Here is a 19,982-nt window from a genome sequence, read left to right on the forward strand (position 1 = left end):
TCAGCGTCGCTGCAGGTCGGGGCGCTCTTCAGCCAGGATCGCCCTCTCTACCGGGCAGACCTGCAGGCAGATGCCGCAATCGATGCAGGTGTCGAAGTCGATCCAGTAGAAACTGGTCCCCTTGCTGTTGGCGCCCTCGCCGGGGTGAATGCAGGCCACCGGGCAGGCATCGACGCAGTCAGACACGCCCTCGCAGACGTTGGTGACGATGGTGTGGGCCATGGCGCGGGCTGGGCGTGATTCGCCCGATCCTATAAATGTCTGGCCGCAGGCTCAGCCGAGCCAGTCCAGGCCGCTGCTGCCCCTGGCGCTGGCGATGGCCTCGGCCTCCGGTTTGTTCAAACAGGGATCGGGAATCAATTCGGCCGACTGGCCCAGCCGATGCAAGGCTTCCAGCCTCTCCAGCGCTGCGGCCAGGCCGCCATGGTTGCTGCCTTGTTTGGCGTAGGCCACCAGTCGCGATCCCTGGTGTGATGCGACCCGGTTGGCCGGGTCGATCAGGTCGCGGATTTCCTCGATGCGGAAGCCGAATCCCACCCCGGCTGCCTCGGCTGGATCAGGGCAGAAGCGCTCCACCAGGGCGTCGTAACGGCCACCGCTGGCAATTTCCACCGGCGCCTCCTCGCCCTGGCAGACGAGCTTGAAGACGATTCCGTCGTAGTAGTTGAACTGGGGCTGGAAGCTGGGGTCGAGCTGAATCCCCACTCCGAGGCGCTCGGCCACTGGCGCGACGATTTCCAGGGTGGTGGCCAGCTCCGCGAGCAGGGGAGTCGGGCCCAATTGCCGCTGCAGCTCCGGCAGCACCCGCGCCGGCTGGCCCCGCAGCTGCAGCAGCTCCTGCAGTTGGTGCACGTCGCCTGGCGGCAGCTCCAGGGCGCCGATGGCCAGGGGGTTGAAATCGGTGAGGGCCTGCCGGCAGGCGTGGCGCTGCTCCGCCGGCACCCGATCGAGCAAGGCCCCGAGCACGCCGTGGTGACCCACCAGCAACAGCGGCCGGTGGCTGGCCTTGAGTCCCAGGGTTTCGGTGCAGGCCAGCAGCAGGCGCATCAGCTCGGCATCGGCGGCGGCCGAGCGCACCCCGAGCAACTCCACGCCGCTCTGCAGCCGTTCGCTGATGCGCTGGCCGCCGCCGTCGCCGGTGAAGGTGCGAAAAATCGAGCCCTCAGCCCACAGCCGCAGAGGCCGTGGCCTGGAGGCCAGGCGGGTGGAGGCGGCACGCACGATCGGGGCCGTCAGCTCTGGCCGCAACCCCAGCGGTTCCTCCGACGCCAATCGCAGCACATCGTTCTGAGGCTTGCTGCGCAGCAGCTGGAGCGTGTCGAGATGTTCAATCGCCGGCGGGGCCACTTCCTGATAGCCCCAGAGCCGATAGATCGTGGCCAGTTGGGCGCAGAGGCGGCGGTTGCGATCCACCTGGCCGGGATTGAGATCCCTGGCACCGGCGGCGGGTTGCAAGGCCATGGGGAACGGCAGGCGGCAGATGGTGGTCTTGGGGCGATCCTATGGAAAGGCTCGCTTCAGGCCACCTCGTCAGGCTTCCGCCTCAGGGCCAGGGATGCCGTAGCAGGCGCCAGGCAAGGGGCGGCATTGGGCCAGTCCAGCCATCAGGGGTTGGTGAAGCCCGGGAGCCGAAGCGATCAGCCGCCCTTCGCTGAGCTGCAGGGGCGATCCGTCGTAGCGGCTCACCACCCCGCCGGCCTGCTCAACGAGCACCACACCGGCGGCGATGTCCCAGCTCGAGAGCCCGCGTTCCCAGTAGCCATCGAGCCGGCCGGCGGCCACGAAGGCCAGATCCACCGCCGCTGAGCCGCCACGCCGGACGCCACGGGTGCGGTGGGTGAACCAGCAGAACTCGGCGTAGTTGGTGTCGGGCTGGCTCTGGCGGTCGTAGGCGAAGCCGGTGACCAGCAGCGACGCGGCCAGATCGCTGCAGCCGCTCACCTGAAGGCGCTGGTCGTTGCACCAGGCACCCAGACCGGGGGCCGCCCAGTAGCACTGGCGCAGGGCCGGCGCCTCGATGGCACCCAGCAGCGGCAACCCCCGCCAGGTGAGGCCCACCGAGGTGGCGAAGAAGGGGTAGGAGTGGGCGTAATTGGTGGTGCCATCGAGGGGATCGACGCACCATTCCAGCGCGGCCTCGCTGGGGTGGCGGCCGCTTTCCTCGGCCAGCACACCGAGCTCGGGCGTTTGGGCCGAGAGCACCTCCAGCACCGCCGCCTCGGCAGCCAGATCTGCTTCTGTGACCAGATCTCCAGCGCGGCCTTTCTCGCGGATCTGCTCAAGATGGCCATAGAACTGCTGCAGTACGGCAGCTCCGGCGGCGGCGGCGGAACGGGCTACACCACTGAGTCGTTCGATCTCAGTTGGAGCCAGCCCCGAGGCGGCCAAGGCCTGATCGGACAAGGCCTGATGGCCGCTGCCCGCCTCCAAAGGTCTGCTGCTCATTCTTCTTCGATCGGTAGACCGGGGCGGACCTTACCCCGCCCGAAAAAGCGACCGAACTGAAGCTCGTAGACCTCGTCTTCGTCCTGGGTTTCCACCTGCAGCGGTTCGGTGGCCCTGGCGACGCATAACAAGCCATAGCCCCGGGCCCGCAGCTCGTGGGAGAGGCCAAGAGATTCACCTTGGTCGATGCGGCCTTCAATCACCCGCACGGCGCAGGTGGTGCAGCACCCATTTCGGCAGCTGAATGGCAGCGGTTCTCCCTGTTGCTCGAAGCTCGCGAGGATGTAGTCGCCCTCGGGCACGTCCAATGCAATCACCCGGTTCTGCTGGCGCCAGTAGACCGTGATCGGAATCAGTTTTCGCATAGCGGCGGCGAGAACGTCAGAAGGCTGACTGCTACATTGCCACGTGGCCTTGGTCTGCGAATGGAGAGGTGGCCGAGTGGTCGATGGCGCAGCACTGGAAATGCTGTATAGGGGCAACTCTATCGAGGGTTCGAATCCCTCCCTCTCCGTAGTTCATCCAAAAAGCCGGCCATTAGGCCGGCTTTTTCTTGGGCTCTAAAAAAGCAAGAAGTCCCTACAAGTGGATGGCAAGAGTTTGAAATTGTGGCCATAGATTGTGGCCATAGATTGTGGCCATAGATTGTGGCCATAGATTGTGGCCATAGAATAAACATCCCCAAGCAACGACGAGTTCAGCCGAAGCGGCCGGTGACGTAGTCCTGGGTGGCTTGTTGGAGCGGTGAATTGAAGATTCTTTCGGTTTCGTCAAACTCGACGAGATATCCCACTTTGCCCGTACCACCTTCGACGGCCTCGGCATTGAAGAAAGCCGTTTGATCAGACACCCGCACCGCCTGCTGCATGTTGTGGGTCACGATCACGATCGAGAAGGTTTTCTTGAGTTCGTGCATCAATTCTTCGATCTTCAGTGTGGAGATCGGATCAAGAGCCGAACACGGTTCATCCATCAGAATCACCTCCGGTTCGATCGCAATCGCCCGGGCGATGCAGAGCCGTTGCTGCTGGCCGCCGGAGAGGGAGTTGCCGCTTTCCTTGAGTTTGTCCTTGGTTTCATCCCAGATGAAGGCCTTGCGCAGCGAACTCTCCACCAACTCATCCATGTCGCCCGTGAAGCCGTTGATGCGGGCACCGAAGGCGATGTTTTCGTAGATCGATTTCGGGAAAGGATTCGGCTGCTGGAACACCATACCGATCCGACGCCTCACCTCAACGGGATCCACCTCCGGGGCGTAGATGTCCTGGCCATCAAAGATCACCCGGCCCTTGAGAGTGCAGCCCTCGATCAGGTCGTTCATCCGGTTGAGCCCGCGCAGCACGGTGGACTTGCCACAACCCGAAGGTCCGATGAAGGCCGTCACCTTGCCGCGGGGAATTTCAAGATAGACATCACGAACGGCCTCGAAACTGCCGTAGCTGATCGTGACTTTCTCCAGGGACAGGCAGCTCTGGTTCGTGATGGCTGGTGTCTTGCGGGGCATCGTCATGGTCATGGTGAGAGGGCCGGGAAACGGCGGAGGAAGGATGGATGGAGCAGATGACGCTGAGATTGGTGGGGCTCACATGCTTGCAAAACGGCGCAGCCAGCGGGCCAGGAGGTTGGCTCCCAGGATCAGAACCACCAGCACGAACGAGGCTGCCCAGGCGAGTTCGTTCTGGGCATCGAATGGCATGATCGCAAAATTATAAATTAATACCGACATCGTGGCGATCGGATTGAAGACCCCTTCAGGCCAGAAGGGTGAAAACAGTGCGGTGAAAATGAGGGGTGCTGTTTCACCGGCTGCACGCGCAATCCCCAGCACCACACCGGTGGCAATCGGTGTGAAGGCGCTGGGAAGGGTGATGCGCGTGATCGTCACGAACTTGGAAGCTCCCACTCCGATCGCCCCCATGCTGAGCGCTTTGGGCACCAGCCTGAGACCCTCGTCTGTGGTTTTGATCACGGTGGGCAACATCAGGATCGCCAAGGCCATGCCCCCTGCGGCAGCCGTGTACGACTGACCAAAGAACACCCGGGTCGCCACGATTGCCCCATACACAAAGACGCCGCAGATGATCGACGGCACCCCGGCGAGGATGTCGTTACCCAGGCGGATGAACTGGGCGAAAGGCCCGCTTTTGGAATATTCGGCCAGAAAAATGCCACCACCAACCCCAACTGGAATGGCAATCAGGGACGCCACCAAGGTGACCACGAACGTGCCGATGAGGGCGTTGCCGATCCCTCCTCCATCAAGACCGGGAGCCGGCGGTAGTTGGGTGAACAGATTGATGCTGATCAGCCGCCCCCCCTGCAGAATCACGTAGATGAGGACAAGGAACAGTGGCAGCACCGCGATCAAGCTGAAGCCACCAGCAATCGTGGTGAACAGTCGATCAAGCCGGTTGCGTCTCAGCGACGGATTCAAGCACAGGGATGAATGCTTGATGGCTGGGGTCAGGGTCGTCATCGAGATTCAGGATCTGGAGTTCGGGTTCTGTGGGTATGGATTTCTGAATAAGTATGATTCAGAACCAATTGAAATAATTAATCCGAGCTGAAGGTTGAACGACTAATAGCGGAGGCTGAGCTTTTTGACAATCCACTGCGCCAGAATATTCACCGTGAAGGTGAGCAGCATCAGAATCAAGGCTGCATAGAGAAGGGCTGACACCTGAATGCCGCTGGATTCGCCAAATTGGTTGGCCAGCATGGCTGAGATCGTGTTGCCCGGTGCCAACAATGACCAGCTGAAATTCGTGGAGTTGCCGATGATCATGGTCACGGCCATGGTTTCCCCCATGGCACGGCCGAGGGCCAGCATGACCCCTCCAATGATGGCTGAAATCGCGGCGGGCAGAATCACATTGAAGATGGCAATCCAGCGGGTGCTGCCAACGCCGTAAGCCCCTTGCCGTAGGGCCGTGGGCACCTGGTTGAGGGCGTCGCGGGAAATGGCCGTGATGATCGGCAGAATCATCACCACCAGGATCAGAATCGCTGGGGCCATCCCCGGACCCTTTGGTGTGGTGCTGAACAGTGGGAACCAGCCCAGGGAGGCATGGAGAAAGTTGAGAAAGGGCCGAAGGATGGGCTCCATCACAAAGATGGCCCAAAGGCCAAGCACCACTGAGGGGATCGCAGCCAACAATTCCACCATCACCCCGATGATGTCGCGCCAGCGGGTTGGGATCAGATTTTCGGTGATGAAAATTGCCGTGCCAACTCCCAGCGGAACCGCAATCAGCAGCGCCAACAACGACGACACCAAAGTCCCGTAGATCGCCGTGAAGGCCCCGTACTCACCGGTGACCGGGTTCCAGCTGGAGGTGGTCAGAAATGTCAGCCCGAAGGCCTTGATCGCGTCTTGGGCGCCTTGGAACACAACAAGAAAGATCCCCACCAGAACGATGGCGACGGTGGAGGCAAGCAGAATGGTGAGACTGCGAAAGCCACTGTCAATCCAGCGTTCTGAGGGCGGGCGACGCCTTAATTTGAAGCGATCCACAGGTGGCTCCGGTCTCATCGCAGGAGCAGGGAAAAAGTACGCATCGTCAAAAGTTCAACACCTGAACTAGCGAAAATCTAGAACTGACCCCCCGCTTCCATCCACTAAGAACGCGTTAATCCCCCAGTCTCCGCCTGATCCCCTCGGCCCTCGGCCGGCTGGAGGTGCGGGCGGCTCTGGCCGCTCCCCTCGGCCACAGGCCTGAAGAGCCGGTAGTTTGGGTCTTCGATTTGGGGGTCCATGGGGCGCATCGTTGGCATCGACTTGGGCACCACCAATTCGGTGGTGGCTGTGCTGGAGGGTGGCAGGCCTCAGGTCATCGCCAATGCTGAAGGCAGCCGCACCACTCCTTCGGTGGTCGGTTACAGCCGGGAGCAGGAGCTGCTGGTTGGACAGCTGGCCCGGCGCCAGCTGGTGCTGAACCCCCGCAACAGCTTCGCCAATCTCAAGCGGTTCCTTGGTCGCAGCTGGGATGAGCTTGAGGAGAGCAGCCTCGCTGTTCCTTACACGATCCGGGCCAACGACCAGGGCAATGTGCGCGTGATCTGCCCCGTCACGGAACGGGAATATGCCCCCGAAGAACTGCTGGCCAGCATCCTGCGCAAGCTGGTTGACGATGCCGCCACCTACCTCGGCGAGCCTGTGGAGGCGGCGGTGATCACCGTTCCCGCCTATTTCAACGATGCCCAGCGCCAGGCGACCAGGGATGCCGGTCGCCTGGCGGGGCTTTCCGTGGAGCGCATCCTCAATGAACCCACCGCCGCGGCGCTGGCCTACGGCTTCGATCGCAGTGCCGTGAAGCGGGTGCTGGTTTTCGATCTTGGCGGTGGCACCTTCGACGTTTCGGTGCTGCGTATCGCCAACGGTGTGTTCGATGTCAAAGCCACCAGCGGTGACACCCAGCTGGGTGGTAACGACTGGGATCGCCGCATCGTCGATTGGCTCGCTGAAAATTTCGAGCAGACCCATGCCATCGACCTTCGCCGCGATCGTCAGGCCCTGCAACGCCTCAACGAAGCGGCTGAAAAAGCCAAACAGGAGCTCTCCGGTGTTCAGAGCACCCCGGTGTCGTTGCCTTTCATTGCCACCGGCCCTGAGGGACCGCTTCACATCGAATGCAGCCTGGAGCGCCGTCGCTTTGAGTCCCTTTGCCCCGATCTGCTCGATCGCTTGCTCAGGCCCGTGCAGCGCGCCCTGCGGGATGCGGAACTGACGGCTGAAGAGATCGACGATGTGGTGTTGGTGGGCGGCGGCACCCGCATGCCGATGGTTCAGGAGATGGTCCGGACGCTGATCCCGAGGGAGCCCTGCCAGTCGGTCAATCCCGATGAGGTGGTGGCGATTGGTGCCGCCGTTCAGGCCGGCATCCTCACCGGAGAGCTCCGGGACCTGATGCTCAACGATGTGTCGCCTTTGTCTTTGGGCCTCGAAACGATCGGCGGGGTGATGAAGGTTCTGATTCCTCGCAACACGCCGATTCCTGTTCGTAAATCCGACGTGTTCAGCACCTCGGAGGCGAACCAGTCAGCGGTGGAACTGCATGTGCTGCAGGGTGAGCGGCAGATGGCGCCGGACAACAAGTCGCTGGGACGGTTCCGCCTCTCGGGGATCCCACCGGCACCGCGGGGGGTGCCGCAGGTGCAGGTCTCGTTCGACATCGATGCCAACGGCTTGCTGCAGGTCTCGGCCACGGATCGAACCACCGGCCGTCAGCAGAGCGTCTCGATTCAGGGCGGCTCCAACCTCAGTGAGGAAGAGATCAGCCGCTTGCTTGAGGAGGCCACCCTCAAGGCGGCGGAGGATCGCCGCAAGCGCTCCGAGGTGGATCGCATCAACCGTGCCCAGACCCTGGTAGCCCAGGCCGAGCGTCGGTTGCGGGACGCGGCCCTGGAACTGGGCCCCTATGGAGCGGAGCGCCAACAGCGGGCGGTGGAGCTTGCCCTGCGTGATGTGCAGGCCCTGCTCAGCGAAGACGATCCGGTGGAATTGGACCTGGCGGTCAGCCAGCTGCAGGAGGCCCTCTATGGCCTCAACCGTCGCCTTGTGACGGAGCGCAAATCCGAATCGGGGCCTCTTCAGGGCATCAAGAACACCCTTGGTTCGCTCAAGGATGATCTCTTCTCCGACGACGACTGGGATGACTGGGACCGGCCCGATGGCCGCAGGCGTAGTGGCCGTGACCCCTGGGAAGAGCCGGTGATGAGCCGGGGTGGGTACCAACCACCCCGCTATGAGCGCGGCGGTGGCGCCAATCGGGATCCCTGGGCTGAGGACTGACCCTCCGTGACCCGCAGCGCATCGCCTCCGCTCGAAACCGACTACTGGCAGGTTCTCGCCCTGTCCCCCGGCGCTGATGCCGCCAGCTTGAAGCGTGCCTTCCGCCAGCAGGCCCGCCGCTGGCATCCCGATCTCAATGGCAACGATCCCGTTGCCGAAGAGCGCTTCAAGTTGGTCAATGAGGCCTATGCGGTGCTCGGTGATCCGAAGCGACGGGCAGCCTGGGAAGCCGGCCTCGATCCGCTGGCCGCCCGCAACGCCGCCACTGATCCCTTTGCGGCAGGCTTCCCCGCTTTCGAGGACTACCTGGATGCTCTGTTTGGCCGTCGCCGCCGGTCAGAAGAGACGGCTGACTCTGAGCCCTTCGCCGGCGAGTCTGACGACGGCTCCGGAGACGGCTCAGCAGACAGTTTTGGAGGCGGTTTTGAGGATGGTTTAGGTGATGATTTTCGCGATGATCCAGGCGGCGCTTCTGGCCCCACCAGCGATTCGCAGTGGCAGCCGGATCCGCCTTCGGGAGGGGTCACCCACGCTCCACCGTCGCCGCCGCCTGTCCAGGCTGCAGCCGATCTGGAAACGATGGTTGAGCTCACGCCGGAGCAGGCCCTGGAGGGAACCCGACTGGAATTGGAGTTGCCCGGTGGCACCGCGGTGGAATGCTGGACCCCGCCGATGGCCGGTGATGGCTGGCGACTGCGCCTCGCCGGCGTAGCCTCAGGTGGCGGCGATCACTTTCTGCAGCTGCGGGTGCGCACCGCAGACGGCCTGCGCGTCGAGGGTCTACGGGTGTCGTTCCAGCTTGAGTTGTCTCCTCCGGAGGCGGCCCTTGGCTGCCTTGTCGTGGTGCCGACCCTGCAGGGGCGCGTCCAGTTGCGGGTACCGCCCGGCTCGTCGAGCGGCCGATTGCTGCGGCTGCGTGGCCGTGGCCTGGCGCGTGGGGAGCAGCGGGGTGACCAGTTGGTGGAAGTGCGGATCATGGTTCCCGAGCAACTCAATGAAGCGGAAGAAGCCCTCTACCGCCGCTTGGAGCAGCTCGCAATGCAGAGCCGGGAGGAACTGGGGGGCGGCGATCGATGAGACACTGGCGCGGCGGCAATGTTTCGGTCGATGGCTGTTCATGTTCTGCTTTTTGATGCCGGTACCGAAAATGAAGGCATCCACTCCCTTGAGCTGAACGGCCACACCGTGGTGCTGCTGTTCGAAGAGCTCGATGATGCGGAGCGCTATGCCGGTCTGCTGGAGGCCCAGGATTTTCCGGTGCCCAGCGTCGAGGCTCTTGATCGCGAGGAGATGGAGCTGTTTTGTGTTCAGGCTGGCTACGAGGCCCGCTTTGTTCCCGCCGGCTTCCTGCCCCAGTCGCCCGAGGAGCGCCTGTTGATTGCTCCCCCTGAGCGCAACATGGATGTGAGCAGCTGGAAGGAGGGCCAACCCCAGGGTGACGCCGGAGGTGATGGCGACGGCGATGGGCCAGCGGAGAATGATGCGGTCGAGGCGTTCCGCCGCCGTCTGGAGGGGCTCCTATGACCTGCGCCGATCGCGGCAACCTGCTCACCGAGCAAGCGAATCCGGCCAGTGCCAGCCTGGATCAACTCAGCGTGCTCGAGCTCGTTCAACTGTTTTGCGAGGAAGACCTCCAACCGCAGCAGGCGGTGGCGGCGGCCGCCCCTGAGCTGGCCGCCGCCATCGCGGCCATCGGCGCTCGCCTTGAAGGCGGCGGCCGCCTCTTCTATCTCGGCGCTGGAACCTCAGGCCGGCTCGGCGTGCTGGATGCGGCGGAATGTCCGCCCACCTTCTGCACCCCCCCTGAGCTGGTTCAAGGCGTGCTCGCCGGTGGAGCTCCGGCCCTGCTGCGCAGCTCCGAAGGCCTGGAAGACCGCTTCGAGGCCGGAGCCAACGACCTGATCGCACGCGGGTTCGGCCCCGCCGATGCTCTCGTCGGTATTGCCGCCGGCGGCACCACCCCCTACGTGCTGGGTGGTCTCCGCCATGCCGGCAGCATCGGAGCGTTGGCGATCGCGATGAGTTGTGTGCCGCCGGCCCAGGCGCCCATGCCCTGCGCCATCGACATTCGCTTGCTCACGGGGCCAGAGCTGCTGACTGGCTCGACCCGGCTGAAGGCCGGCACCGCCACCAAGATGGCCCTCAACATTCTCTCCACCGGGGTGATGGTTCAGCTCGGCAAGGCCTACGGGAACCGGATGGTGGATGTGGCGGTCACCAACACCAAGCTCGAAGACCGTGCCCTGCGCATCCTCTCGGACCTCGCCGGAGTGGACAGGATTCAAGGCGCTGCCTTACTGGCTGCCGCTGGAGGGTCAGTCAAGACGGCCCTGCTGATGGCCGCCATGGGCGGATCGGCCGATGACGCCCGCAAGGCTCTGGTGACAGCGAGCGGCAGACTCCGCCCTGCCCTCGAGCTGGCAGGCGCCTCCCTTCCACCCCGCTAAGCCGGCCGATCGCTGACCCTTGCGGCGATCCCTGATCAGTTTGTGGCGTTGCCGTTGAACGGGCCCCAGTAGGGGCTGGTGAGCAGGTCGAGGCGCTCACGGGTGTGGCCTGGCACATGCTCCTTGGGCGTCATCAGGGCACTGCGCAGGGCCGTGTGGCTGCTGCTCGACGGCCTTTGAACAGCAATCCGCTCGGCAGCCATCGCCACGATCTGTTGGGCCAACGCGGCGTTGGCGCGGAGATTATCGAGCACCAGATCCACCGTCACCGAGGCGTGTTCGGCGTGCCAGCAGTCGTAGTCGGTGACCATGGCGAGGGTGGCGTAGGCCATCTCGGCTTCCCGGGCCAGGCGGGCCTCGCTGTGGTTGGTCATGCCGATCACCGAGCAACCCCAGCTGCGGTAGAGGTTGGATTCGGCCCGGGTCGAGAAGGCCGGCCCCTCCATGCAGAGATAGGTGCCGCTGCGGTGCAGCTGGCGGCCCGGTGGCATCAGGCTCTCGGCCACATCGCCCAGCAGGCGGCAGAGTGTGGGACAGAAGGGATCGGCGATGCCGACGTGCGCCACGGCCCCCTGGCCGAAAAAGCTGATCGGGCGCTGATGGGTGCGATCGATGAATTGATCGGGCACCAGCATGTCGAGCGGGCGCAACGGCTCCTGCAGCGAACCCACGGCCGAGCAGGAGAGAATCCAGCGCACCCCGAGGGAGCGCAGCGCCCAGAGGTTGGCCCGGTAGGGCACTTCGCTGGGTGAATAGCTGTGGTGGCGGCCGTGGCGGGCCAGGAACACCACCTCCAGGTCGCCGATCCTGCCAAGTCGCAAGCGGTCGGAGGGCGCGCCGAAGGGGGTCTCGATTTCCAGCTCCTCGATCGCTTCGAGCCCTTCCATGGCGTAGAGGCCGCTGCCGCCGAGCACGCCGAGGCGGGCCTTGGCCAGATCCAGGCCGGCCTTGACGGAAGTGGTGGAGCTGCTCATCGGCTGGGAGAAAAAAGAGGAGGGGAGCGGGAAGACGCCGCAGATTCAAGGCGCTGGCGGGGCGAGGCCCCAGGTTCAAGAACCAGGTTCGTGGCCTGTTCTAAGCGAGGCTGGCGAGGGGTGGACGGGGGGTGTCGATGGGGGGGTCGATACAGTCGGATTTTGCTGAACCAGCGTGACCCGAGCCTTCATGGAGACCGATGCAGTCACCGCCCAGGGTCCTGTCACTGTGGAAATCGAGCTGTTCGAGGCCGATGCGCCCAAGACTGTGGCCAATTTTGTGAAACTGGTTGAGTCCGGTTTCTACGACGGACTGGCTTTCCACCGGGTGATCGACGGTTTCATGGCCCAGGGTGGTTGCCCCAACACCCGCGCCGGTGCGGGCGGCGCCCCCGGAACCGGTGGCCCCGGTTACAAGATTGACTGCGAAATCAACAGCCGCAAGCACCAGGCCGGCAGCTTGTCGATGGCCCATGCCGGTAAAAACACCGGCGGTAGCCAGTTCTTCCTCTGTCATGACGCCCAGCCCCACCTCGATGGGGTTCACACCGTTTTCGGTCAGGTCGCCGATGTGGCCGGGGTGCTGGCGATCAAGAAGGGCACCAAGATCAACAAGGTGACGATTCAGGCCTGACCTGTTGGCCCTGCCTGGGCTGTCAGAGCGATCGCTGTCACAGCCAGTGCAGAAATCCCCCGGGGCCCGGGGGCAACTGGGGGCTGCGTTGCCGCAGTTCCATCAGCGGGCGCCGCTCCGGCTCCAAGGTGGCGCTGGGGTGACCGCTGCGCTGGCTGTCGGGGGTGAGCAGCAGGCTGACCCCCATGGTGCCCGGCCACGCGGCCATCTGGGCCAGCACGGCCGTCAGGTCGGCTTCGGCCAGCCCATGGGCTGTGGTGGGCGAGAGCAGGATGGCGATCTCCGGTTGCTGCAGCAGGGCCAGCAGCCGGGGATGCTCCTCCAGCTTGAGGTCGAGATGGTGCTGCAGGGCCCACTGACGCAGGCTCGGCCAGTGCTCCGCCATGGCCCGCTCCGGTTGCATCCCATTGCCCCGCCAGGCCACAACGGCGCTTGGCCCTTTGGCTTCGTTGGCCGGGGTCTGCAGGAAATGGCCGAGCTTCAGCCGCTTGGTGGCCAGATAGGAGGCGTTGTACTGGCCGGGATCCATCATCAAGGGCACCCGGTCTTCGACCTGGAGGCCATAGCCGCCCAGCCCGGCGATCTTGCGCGGGTTGTTGGTGATCAGCCGCAGTCGCCGCACCCCCAGATCGCTGAGGATCTGGGCGCCGACGCCGTAATTGCGCAGATCTGCCGCAAAGCCGAGCCGCTCGTTGGCTTCCACCGTGTCGAGGCCGCCGTCCTGGAGGCTGTAGGCCTTGAGCTTGTTGATCAGGCCGATGCCTCGCCCTTCCTGGCGGAGATAGACCACAACGCCCTCGCCGGCCGCTTCGATCATGCGCAGGGCCGCTTCGAGCTGGGGACGGCAGTCGCAGCGGAGCGAGCCGAAGGCATCGCCGGTGAGGCATTCGGAGTGCACCCGCACCAACACCGGGCCGGTGGCCTGGCCGGGGTTTCCCTTCACAATCGCCACGTGCTCGCTGCCATCGAGTTCGTTGCGATAGCCGATCGCCTGGAAGGTGCCGAAGGCGCTCGGCATCTGGGCTTCGGCGTGGCGACGGACAAACCGCTCGGTGTCCAGCCGGTAGCTGATCAGATCAGCAATGCTCAGCAGCCGCAGGCCGTGCCGCTCGGCGTAGCTGGCCAGTTGGGGGAGGCGCGCCATCGATCCATCCACGTTCTGGATCTCGCAGATCACCCCGGCTGGATAGAGCCCCGAGAGCCGGGAGAGATCCACGGCGGCCTCCGTATGGCCGGCTCGTTTGAGCACGCCGCCTTCCCGGGCCCGCAGCGGAAAGATGTGGCCCGGACGGCGCAGATCCTGGGGTTGGCTGCGGGGATGGATTGCCACCTGGATCGTGCGGGCCCGATCTTCAGCGGAGATGCCGGTGCTGACCCCGTTCTCAGGTCCGGCATCCACGCTGACGGTGAAGGCGGTCTGGTTGCTGTCGGTGTTGCGATCCACCATCAGTGGCAGCTCAAGCGCATCGAGCCGCTCGCCCTCCATCGCCAGGCAGATCAGGCCCCGGGCTTCGGTGGCCATGAAGTTGATCTGCTCGGGGGTGGCGAACTGGCCGGCGCAGATCAGGTCTCCTTCGTTTTCCCGGTTTTCATCGTCGACCACCACCACCATCTCGCCATTGCGGATGGCGGCGAGGCCGTCGGCCACGGAATCGAAGCGAATCCGCTGATCGATTGCAGCGCTGGAACTGGCGGGGCTGCCGGGCCTGCCGGAGAGGGGGTCAGAGGAGAGGGCCGGGGCTGGGCTCAGCTTGGATCGGGGGGTCAGGGCGGTTCGGGCCAGGGCTGGCGCGGTGTTCTTTCCTTTATAGGGCCGTTGAGGATGGCCCCGGTACGATCTGCCCTTCCGAGGCACCGGCATGTCCAGATCCGTCGCAGCCCAGCGGGTGGGGGTGATCGGTGCCAGCGGCTACGGTGGCCTGCAGACCCTGCGCCTTCTTCAGGGTCATCCCCACCTGGAGGTCACCTTTCTCGGCGGTGAGCGCAGCGCCGGCAAACGCTGGAGTGAACTCGCACCTTTCCTGCCGCTTCCAGGCGACCCGCTGGTGTCAGCCCCCACCCCCGATGCGATCGCAGCGGCCGCCGATTTCGTCGTGCTCAGCCTGCCGAGTGGGTTGGCCTCCACGCTCGTGCCCGGCCTCCTGGAGCGGGGGGTCCGGGTGGTCGATCTCTCCGCCGACTACCGCTACCGTTCCCTGGCGCTATGGCAGGCGGTCTACAGCAGCGAGGCGGTGCAATTCCCCCGCGTTGATGGAGCCCTCTGCGAGGAAGCCGTCTATGGCTTGCCGGAATGGGAGGAGGCGAGGCTTGGTCAGGCCCGTCTGGTGGCTGCGCCCGGTTGTTTCCCAACCGCTGGTTTGTTGCCGCTGCTGCCCTTCTTGCAGCAGGGTCTGATTGAAACGAAGGGCATCATCATCGATGCCAAAACCGGTTGCTCCGGAGGAGGCCGCGCCGCCAAGGAACATCTACTGCTGGCTGAAGCCAGTGAGGCGGTGGTGCCCTACGGCGTGGTGGGGCACCGCCACACCAGTGAGATCGAGCAGGCCGCCAGCCTGGCGGTTGGCCAGCCGATCCAGCTCCAGTTCACGCCCCACCTGATGCCGATGGTGCGCGGCCTGTTGGCCACGGTCTATGGGCGCCTGCGCGATCCCGGCCTGACCGCCGAGGATTGCACCACCTTGCTCAGGGCGGCCTATCGCAACAGCCCCTGCGTGGAGGTGTTGCCGGTCGGCACCTATCCCTCCACCAAATGGGTGCGGCAAACCAATCGGGCGCTGCTGTCGGTGCAGGTGGACAAGCGCACCGGTCAGCTGATTCTGCTCTGTGCCATCGACAACCTGGTCAAGGGCCAGGCGGGCCAGGGGGTGCAGTGCCTCAACCTGATGGCCGGCCTGCCGGCGGAAACCGGCCTGCCGCTGCTGCCCTTTTATCCCTGAGCCTGTTTCCAGCGCTGAGCAGCCAGGGCGACGGCCAGCGGCAGGAGCCGATGTTCCTGGCGCTGGATGCGCTCCGCCAGGCTGCTGTGGCTGTCACCGTCCAGCACCGGCACAGCGGCCTGGGCCAGGATCGCTCCGCCATCGACCACCTCACTAACCAAGTGGGCGGTGCAGCCCGTCAGGGTCACCCCTGCCGCCAGGGCCTGGCCGACGGCGTCTTGCCCGCGGAAGCTGGGCAGCAGCGACGGGTGAATGTTCAAAAGCCTGGCTGGGAAGGCTTCGATCAGCCTGGGGGTGACGATCCGCATCCAGCCCGCCATCACCACCAGGTCGATACGGGCTGCGGCGAAGGCCTCGATCAGGGCCTGATCGAGATCCTGCCGCTGGCGATACAGGCGGTGATCCAAGCTGACGCAGTCCACAGCAAGCCGCTCGGCCCGCCGCTGGGCGCCACAGCCCGGGTTGTTGACCACCAGCAGCTCCACCGACGCGTTCAGCGGTCCGTGCCGGCAGCTGGATACCAGCGCTTCGAAATTGGATCCATGGCCTGAGGCCATCACCCCCAGCCTCAGAAGGGGATGATCCAGTGGCCACGGCTGTGGCTGTGGCCATGGCTGTGGCAATGGCCACTGGATGGAATCTTGCCCCTCGCTAGGGTTTGGCTCAGCAGGCAACGGGCTCATGTCGCACCTCTCCATCCTGCCAACGGTCATTCGCGACGCGTCCCAGCTGGCCGCCAGCCTCGAAGATCTTGGCTTTCAACCCATTCTCGGCGGTGTGATCACCGGCTTTGCCGGGGAAGCGATTGCGGTGGAGCTGCGGGTACTGGCGGACCGTGATCAGCCCCTCGGCTGGCAACGGCAAGCGGATGGTTCGCTCGGCCTGGTTGGAGATCTGCAACGGCTGAGCCGATCCCTGCCGTTGCAGCAGTTGATCGGCCAGATCACCCACCGCTATGCCCTGCGGATGGCCCTGAACGAGGCCATGGAGCACTTGCCGATGGCCACTCTTCACCCCGCCTCCTGAACGATTGGCGCCAGTTGAGATCTCCCTGGATTTGCGCCTGGTCAGCCAGCACCTCATTGGAGTCCGTCTGCGCTTCACGCCGCGGCAACCATCCCTTTCCTTTCGCTTGCCCGCCTGGACTCCAGGCTCCTATTTGTTGCGGGATTACGTCCGCCACCTTGAATCCCTGGAGGTCTGGCAGGAGCATGGTTCTGGCGAGCCACCACCCATGCTTCCCAAACGCCTCGTGCCGCGGCGCGTTGGCCCGGCCAGCTGGCAGCTGGCCCTGGAGCAGCTCGGCCCGATCGAGATCCGTTATGCCGTGCTGGCCACCGAGCTCAGTGTGCGCACCTGCCATCTCGATACTGATCACGGTTTTCTGGCCCTGGCGGCCGTTGCTCTCCAGGTGGAAGGAGAGCGTTGGACGCCCCATCGGTTGACACTTCAGCTACCGGAAGCCTGGTCCCCCTTTGTGCCCTTGCCGGTTCACAGCGATGGCAGCTGGCTGGCTGAGCATTTCGACCAGCTGATCGATACCCCGATCGAGGCCGGTCCCCATGGGTTCTCCCCTTTCGAGGTGCGCGGCGCGGCTCACCGTTGGGTGAGCTGGGAAGACGGCCCGGCCGATCAGGCCCGGCTCCTCTCTCGCTTCCCGTCACTGCTGCTGGATGTGGCCGCCGTCTGTGAGGCCTGCTGCGACCTGATGGGTGAAGCGGTGCCGGCGGCACCCGATTACCTCTTCATTCTCCATCTGCTGGAGCATGGTTACGGCGGGCTTGAGCACGACCGCTCCACGGTGTTGCAGTTCAGCCGTCAGGCCCTGGCCAAGCCGGATGGCTACCGGCGCCTGCTGCAGCTGATTGCCCACGAGTATCTCCACCAGTGGAATGTGCGCAGGCTGCGGCCCGCTGAGCTTACGCCGATCGATTACGACCGGCCCGTGATCGTGCCGACGCTCTGGTTCGCCGAGGGGGTCACCAGCTATTTCGATCAGTTCCTGCCCCTGCTGGCGGGACGCAGCAGCGAGCGCCAACTCTTTGAAGATCTTGGCGCCGATCTCAGCCGCTACCGGCTGACACCTGGACGCCTGCAGGGCCAGACCCTGCGCCAGAGCGGCGAGGAAGCCTGGGTGAAGTTGTATCGAAGAGATGCCTACAGCGATGATTCCCAGATCAGCTATTACCTGAAAGGTGCCGTGGTTTCCCTGGTCCTCGATCTTGCCTTGCGGCGCGCCGCCAGTTGCCTGGCCGAAGTCTTGCGTGACCTGTGGCGCAGCCTCGGTCGCTGTGGAAAGGGCTACAGCGAAGAACTTTTGGTTCAGACTATTCTTGCCCGAGCGCCAGATCTGGCCGATGACCTGCCGCGATGGCTCGAAAGCTTCGATGATCCTGATCTTGACGCCTATCTCCACGATGTGGGACTTCAGCTTCAGGCGGTGGTCAGCGCCGATCCATACACGGGCTTCCGTTGTGAACGGGAGCAGGCTGAATTGAAGGTGCAGCGGGTGCAGCGCCATGGCCCTGGGCAACAGGCCGGCCTGGTCGTGGGTGATGAGCTGATTGCCATCGATGGCCTGCGATTGCGGCGCCCTGACGACCTGCCCCCCCTGCTCGTCGCTGGCCGGCCTCAACAGCTGACGATCAGCCGCCGCGGCTGCCTGCGTCAGCTCAGCCTGCGTGCGTCCCCGGCCGAGGTGGAGCGATGGACGCTTGATCCCGATCCGAATGCCTCTCCCCAGGCCTTGCGGCGGCGGACCGAGTGGCTGGGGCTCCTGCCGTGTTGAGTGTGTTCCGCGTCTGGATCGCCTCGGCTCAGCGGTTCTCCCTGCAGCGGGGCGGCCTGGTGATGGTGGGGATTGCGGCGTTGGCGGGGATCGGCGGCCTGGGTTGGGTGGCCCGTGATGTCACCGCTGGAGCGGGGGAAGGTCAGCGACCGTCCTTGCTGCAGTTGCTGGAAAACGTCAATGGGCGTGAGAAGGCGCCGGCCGTCGAGCCGCCTCTCCGCGCCGCGCCGCTGCCTCCGAAAAGCCACCGTCCCTGGCTCAGCCCGATGGGCCGCCGCTGCACCACACCCAATCCAGGCGAGAACCTTCGACTCACCCAGATGCTCGCTGGTCTCCAAACCAGCATGCGTCGTCTACGCATCGATCCCACCAATTTCGGCGTCCGTTACGACCGCGATGCTTTCGGCAACCCGATCGATCCCACGCCCCAGATGGTGGTGCTGCACGAAACTGTTTTTGGAATGGAATCGGCCGTGCAGACCTTCCAGACCCCCCATCCCCGAGACGAGGATCAGGTCAGTTATCACGTGATGATCGGTCTTGATGGCGAGGTGGTGGAGGCGCTTGAGCCCACTCGCCGGGCATTCGGTGCCGGAAATTCAGCTTTCAACGGTCAGTGGGTTGTCACCAATCCGGATGTGGGCGGTTCGGTGAACAATTTCGCCCTGCATCTCAGCCTCGAAACCCCGATCGACGGCGAAGACAACGATCCGTCCCACAGCGGCTACAGCCCTGCCCAGTACGACGCAACGGCGGTGGTGCTGACCGATTGGATGCGCCGTTTCGACTTTCCCGCCAGTCACATCACCACCCACGCCTACGTTGATCTCGGCGGTGAGCGGGCCGATCCCCGCAGTTTTGACTGGGCTGCTTTGGAGTCGAGGCTCGCGGCCCTCGGGATGCTCTGCTGAGACTCGAACGGATCTGGGCCGACCCGAAAAAGACCTAGATCACCGGCCAGATCGTTGGCCTGTAGGTGCTGTAGATGAGGGCATGCAAGGCGGGATCCTGCATGTAGCTGAGAATCCTGGCCGGATAGTCGAGCTTGCCGTTGTGCAGGTAGGCCAGGGTGGCCAGAGCCTTGGCATCGCGCGGGCTGGCACTGGCCTCCAGCAAGTGGTCGGTGGGGAAGCCGAGGTCGGTGGAGAGGCGAGCGAACTTGCCCACCAGCAAGGCCACATTGCTTTCTGGATCCAGCAGCTTTTCGCGGGCAGCGACCATTTCTGCCTCGCTGGCATCGGGGCGCAGCAGGCCCTGATGAACCAGTTCACCCACCGAGAGCTGGGCGGGGCCATGGGTCTTGAACAGGCCGGACTGGGCGGCAATGGGCAGATCTTCGCCCGGTTTGGCCCGTTGCAGCTCATCAAAGAGCACAGCCGCCACCAGCATCGGGTTGACCCCCTGCTGTTTCGACTCCCTCAGGATGATCGGCTGCAGGTGCTCCAGGCGCTGGAAGGTGTGGGCCCGCAACGGCGTGAGCTGGTCGAGGCCCCGGGTGAGGAGTTGGGCCAGCTCTGGCTGGGGGCCATGGACGCCAAAGCGGCGTTGAAGCTCCTGGAGTTCCTCTGGGGTGAAATCAACGGGGTTCGGCCGCTGTCCCTCCAGGCTCAGGGCAGAGGCAGAGCTGCTGTCGCTGCTCACCACCGTTTCGTGCACCACGGTGGTGATCTGAAGGGGAAGGGGGCGGCTGCTGCCGATCAGCCCAATCATGGCAAGGCTGGCCACCGGTGCCAGCCTGGAAAAGGCATGGACCAAACGTTTTGTCCACTTGGTTGGAAATGAACAGACGGCTGGCGCCACGTCGTGAAGATTTCAGGAATCTTCATCATTTTAGCGTTGATCTCTGGCTTGATCCAGTCCTGGGTCGTTTTAAGCGCTGTCCATTGCGCTGGGAGCTTTGGCTGGACGGGGCTTGGCCTAGATGGAGCTTGGCCTGGAAACGTTTACCGATAGGTTCAGCTTCAGAC

At 64.3% G+C, this 19,982-nt stretch carries 20 protein-coding genes and 1 tRNA gene; 10 read left to right on the plus strand and 11 right to left on the minus strand.

The features are described from left to right. The 4 genes from BM449_RS12885 to BM449_RS12900 form a co-directional block, all read right to left on the minus strand. On the minus strand, positions 1–222 hold the full coding sequence (locus tag BM449_RS12885) for a ferredoxin family protein (protein WP_071801561.1): 222 nt from the start codon (positions 220–222) through the stop codon (positions 1–3). Positions 223–273: 51 nt separating this feature from the next. Then, positions 274–1,461, minus strand: a complete 1,188-nt coding sequence (locus BM449_RS12890; protein WP_071801562.1) for an ATP phosphoribosyltransferase regulatory subunit — start codon at positions 1,459–1,461, stop codon at positions 274–276. A gap of 69 nt (positions 1,462–1,530) precedes the next feature. Beyond that, positions 1,531–2,445, minus strand: a complete 915-nt coding sequence (locus tag BM449_RS12895) for an inositol monophosphatase family protein (protein WP_071801563.1) — start codon at positions 2,443–2,445, stop codon at positions 1,531–1,533. Next, entirely contained in the window at positions 2,442–2,810 is a 369-nt protein-coding gene (locus tag BM449_RS12900) for a 2Fe-2S iron-sulfur cluster-binding protein (RefSeq protein WP_071801564.1), read from the minus strand. The genes BM449_RS12895 and BM449_RS12900 overlap by 4 nt, the downstream gene beginning before the upstream one ends. 62 nt (positions 2,811–2,872) lie before the next feature. Between BM449_RS12900 and BM449_RS12905 the strand changes: the two genes are divergently transcribed. Continuing rightward, positions 2,873–2,959 (plus strand) — tRNA-Ser (locus BM449_RS12905). A gap of 183 nt (positions 2,960–3,142) precedes the next feature. Here BM449_RS12905 and pstB read toward each other — a convergent pair. The 3 genes from pstB to pstC form a co-directional block, all read right to left on the minus strand. Continuing rightward, positions 3,143–3,955 (minus strand): phosphate ABC transporter ATP-binding protein PstB, encoded by an 813-nt coding sequence (gene pstB, locus BM449_RS12910; RefSeq protein WP_083544558.1) that lies wholly within the window; start codon positions 3,953–3,955, stop codon positions 3,143–3,145. Positions 3,956–4,027: 72 nt separating this feature from the next. Continuing rightward, the gene (pstA, locus tag BM449_RS12915) at positions 4,028–4,921 is read right to left on the minus strand and encodes a phosphate ABC transporter permease PstA (RefSeq protein ID WP_071801566.1); all 894 of its coding nucleotides are present in this window, start codon (positions 4,919–4,921) and stop codon (positions 4,028–4,030) included. Positions 4,922–5,023: 102 nt separating this feature from the next. Beyond that, the gene (gene pstC / locus BM449_RS12920) at positions 5,024–5,977 is read right to left on the minus strand and encodes a phosphate ABC transporter permease subunit PstC (protein WP_071801567.1); all 954 of its coding nucleotides are present in this window, start codon (positions 5,975–5,977) and stop codon (positions 5,024–5,026) included. A 222-nt stretch (positions 5,978–6,199) separates the two neighbouring features. On the opposite strand from pstC, the gene dnaK reads away from it, so the two are divergent. Genes dnaK through murQ form a run of 4 tightly spaced genes read left to right on the plus strand, consistent with a single transcriptional unit; the run spans position 6,200 to position 10,683 of the window. Beyond that, the gene (dnaK, locus tag BM449_RS12925; RefSeq protein WP_083544559.1) at positions 6,200–8,236 is read left to right on the plus strand and encodes a molecular chaperone DnaK; all 2,037 of its coding nucleotides are present in this window, start codon (positions 6,200–6,202) and stop codon (positions 8,234–8,236) included. 6 nt (positions 8,237–8,242) lie between these two features. Further along, positions 8,243–9,313, plus strand: a complete 1,071-nt coding sequence (locus BM449_RS12930) for a DnaJ C-terminal domain-containing protein (protein WP_071801568.1) — start codon at positions 8,243–8,245, stop codon at positions 9,311–9,313. A gap of 30 nt (positions 9,314–9,343) precedes the next feature. Further along, complete coding sequence (locus tag BM449_RS12935; protein ID WP_071802281.1) at positions 9,344–9,760, plus strand: DUF3110 domain-containing protein; 417 nt, start codon at positions 9,344–9,346, stop codon at positions 9,758–9,760. Next, the gene (murQ, locus tag BM449_RS12940) at positions 9,757–10,683 is read left to right on the plus strand and encodes an N-acetylmuramic acid 6-phosphate etherase (protein ID WP_071801569.1); all 927 of its coding nucleotides are present in this window, start codon (positions 9,757–9,759) and stop codon (positions 10,681–10,683) included. The genes BM449_RS12935 and murQ overlap by 4 nt, the downstream gene beginning before the upstream one ends. Before the next feature lie 35 nt (positions 10,684–10,718). Here the strand turns inward: murQ and mtnP are convergent, their stop codons facing one another. Then, positions 10,719–11,657 (minus strand): S-methyl-5'-thioadenosine phosphorylase, encoded by a 939-nt coding sequence (gene mtnP / locus BM449_RS12945; RefSeq protein ID WP_071801570.1) that lies wholly within the window; start codon positions 11,655–11,657, stop codon positions 10,719–10,721. A gap of 190 nt (positions 11,658–11,847) precedes the next feature. Between mtnP and BM449_RS12950 the strand changes: the two genes are divergently transcribed. Then, positions 11,848–12,291 carry a peptidylprolyl isomerase gene (locus BM449_RS12950; RefSeq protein ID WP_120352792.1) on the plus strand — a complete coding sequence of 148 codons (444 nt, stop codon included), beginning with the start codon at positions 11,848–11,850 and terminating at the stop codon, positions 12,289–12,291. A 37-nt stretch (positions 12,292–12,328) separates the two neighbouring features. Here the strand turns inward: BM449_RS12950 and ribBA are convergent, their stop codons facing one another. Further along, positions 12,329–14,152: a bifunctional 3,4-dihydroxy-2-butanone-4-phosphate synthase/GTP cyclohydrolase II gene (ribBA, locus tag BM449_RS12955; protein ID WP_255448108.1), complete on the minus strand. Its 1,824-nt coding sequence runs from the start codon at positions 14,150–14,152 to the stop codon at positions 12,329–12,331. On the opposite strand from ribBA, the gene argC reads away from it, so the two are divergent. Beyond that, positions 14,151–15,227, plus strand: coding sequence for an N-acetyl-gamma-glutamyl-phosphate reductase (gene argC, locus BM449_RS12960; RefSeq protein WP_071801572.1), 1,077 nt, complete (start codon positions 14,151–14,153; stop codon positions 15,225–15,227). The two genes, ribBA and argC, sit on opposite strands and share 2 nt — an antisense overlap. Here the strand turns inward: argC and purN are convergent. Beyond that, on the minus strand, positions 15,218–15,784 hold the full coding sequence (gene purN / locus BM449_RS12965; RefSeq protein WP_233830771.1) for a phosphoribosylglycinamide formyltransferase: 567 nt from the start codon (positions 15,782–15,784) through the stop codon (positions 15,218–15,220). The genes argC and purN overlap by 10 nt on opposite strands. A gap of 124 nt (positions 15,785–15,908) precedes the next feature. Here purN and BM449_RS12970 point away from each other — a divergent pair, with 124 nt between their 5' ends. The 3 genes from BM449_RS12970 to BM449_RS12980 are packed head-to-tail and all read left to right on the plus strand — an operon-like array spanning position 15,909 to position 18,926. Continuing rightward, complete coding sequence (locus BM449_RS12970) at positions 15,909–16,253, plus strand: DUF1257 domain-containing protein (RefSeq protein WP_071802283.1); 345 nt, start codon at positions 15,909–15,911, stop codon at positions 16,251–16,253. Between the two features lie 4 nt (positions 16,254–16,257). Then, a complete protein-coding gene (locus tag BM449_RS12975) occupies positions 16,258–18,015 on the plus strand; it encodes a PDZ domain-containing protein (RefSeq protein ID WP_083544560.1) in 1,758 nt (585 codons plus the stop codon). Between the two features lie 2 nt (positions 18,016–18,017). Further along, positions 18,018–18,926 (plus strand): peptidoglycan recognition family protein, encoded by a 909-nt coding sequence (locus BM449_RS12980; RefSeq protein ID WP_233831364.1) that lies wholly within the window; start codon positions 18,018–18,020, stop codon positions 18,924–18,926. A 34-nt stretch (positions 18,927–18,960) separates the two neighbouring features. Here BM449_RS12980 and BM449_RS12985 read toward each other — a convergent pair whose 3' ends face one another. Next, positions 18,961–19,725, minus strand: a complete 765-nt coding sequence (locus BM449_RS12985) for a helicase DnaB (protein WP_071802286.1) — start codon at positions 19,723–19,725, stop codon at positions 18,961–18,963. Positions 19,726–19,982 lie beyond the last annotated feature (257 nt).

Source organism: Synechococcus sp. SynAce01 (genome assembly GCF_001885215.1).
GTDB lineage: Bacteria > Cyanobacteriota > Cyanobacteriia > PCC-6307 > Cyanobiaceae > Regnicoccus > Regnicoccus frigidus.

What these genes read in the sequence shown, in the direction of transcription:
- BM449_RS12885 (WP_071801561.1), bottom strand. Translation starts at nt 222, where the DNA reads ATGGCCCACACCATCGTCACCAACGTCTGCGAGGGCGTGTCTGACTGC.
- BM449_RS12890 (WP_071801562.1), bottom strand. Translation starts at nt 1,461, where the DNA reads ATGGCCTTGCAACCCGCCGCCGGTGCCAGGGATCTCAATCCCGGCCAG.
- BM449_RS12895 (WP_071801563.1), bottom strand. Translation starts at nt 2,445, where the DNA reads ATGAGCAGCAGACCTTTGGAGGCGGGCAGCGGCCATCAGGCCTTGTCC.
- BM449_RS12900 (WP_071801564.1), bottom strand. Translation starts at nt 2,810, where the DNA reads ATGCGAAAACTGATTCCGATCACGGTCTACTGGCGCCAGCAGAACCGG.
- pstB (WP_083544558.1), bottom strand. Translation starts at nt 3,955, where the DNA reads ATGACGATGCCCCGCAAGACACCAGCCATCACGAACCAGAGCTGCCTG.
- pstA (WP_071801566.1), bottom strand. Translation starts at nt 4,921, where the DNA reads ATGACGACCCTGACCCCAGCCATCAAGCATTCATCCCTGTGCTTGAAT.
- pstC (WP_071801567.1), bottom strand. Translation starts at nt 5,977, where the DNA reads ATGAGACCGGAGCCACCTGTGGATCGCTTCAAATTAAGGCGTCGCCCG.
- dnaK (WP_083544559.1), top strand. Translation starts at nt 6,200, where the DNA reads ATGGGGCGCATCGTTGGCATCGACTTGGGCACCACCAATTCGGTGGTG.
- BM449_RS12935 (WP_071802281.1), top strand. Translation starts at nt 9,344, where the DNA reads ATGGCTGTTCATGTTCTGCTTTTTGATGCCGGTACCGAAAATGAAGGC.
- murQ (WP_071801569.1), top strand. Translation starts at nt 9,757, where the DNA reads ATGACCTGCGCCGATCGCGGCAACCTGCTCACCGAGCAAGCGAATCCG.
- mtnP (WP_071801570.1), bottom strand. Translation starts at nt 11,657, where the DNA reads ATGAGCAGCTCCACCACTTCCGTCAAGGCCGGCCTGGATCTGGCCAAG.
- BM449_RS12950 (WP_120352792.1), top strand. Translation starts at nt 11,848, where the DNA reads ATGGAGACCGATGCAGTCACCGCCCAGGGTCCTGTCACTGTGGAAATC.
- argC (WP_071801572.1), top strand. Translation starts at nt 14,151, where the DNA reads ATGTCCAGATCCGTCGCAGCCCAGCGGGTGGGGGTGATCGGTGCCAGC.
- ribBA (WP_255448108.1), bottom strand. Translation starts at nt 14,152, where the DNA reads ATGCCGGTGCCTCGGAAGGGCAGATCGTACCGGGGCCATCCTCAACGG.
- purN (WP_233830771.1), bottom strand. Translation starts at nt 15,784, where the DNA reads ATGGCCTCAGGCCATGGATCCAATTTCGAAGCGCTGGTATCCAGCTGC.
- BM449_RS12970 (WP_071802283.1), top strand. Translation starts at nt 15,909, where the DNA reads ATGTCGCACCTCTCCATCCTGCCAACGGTCATTCGCGACGCGTCCCAG.
- BM449_RS12985 (WP_071802286.1), bottom strand. Translation starts at nt 19,725, where the DNA reads ATGATTGGGCTGATCGGCAGCAGCCGCCCCCTTCCCCTTCAGATCACC.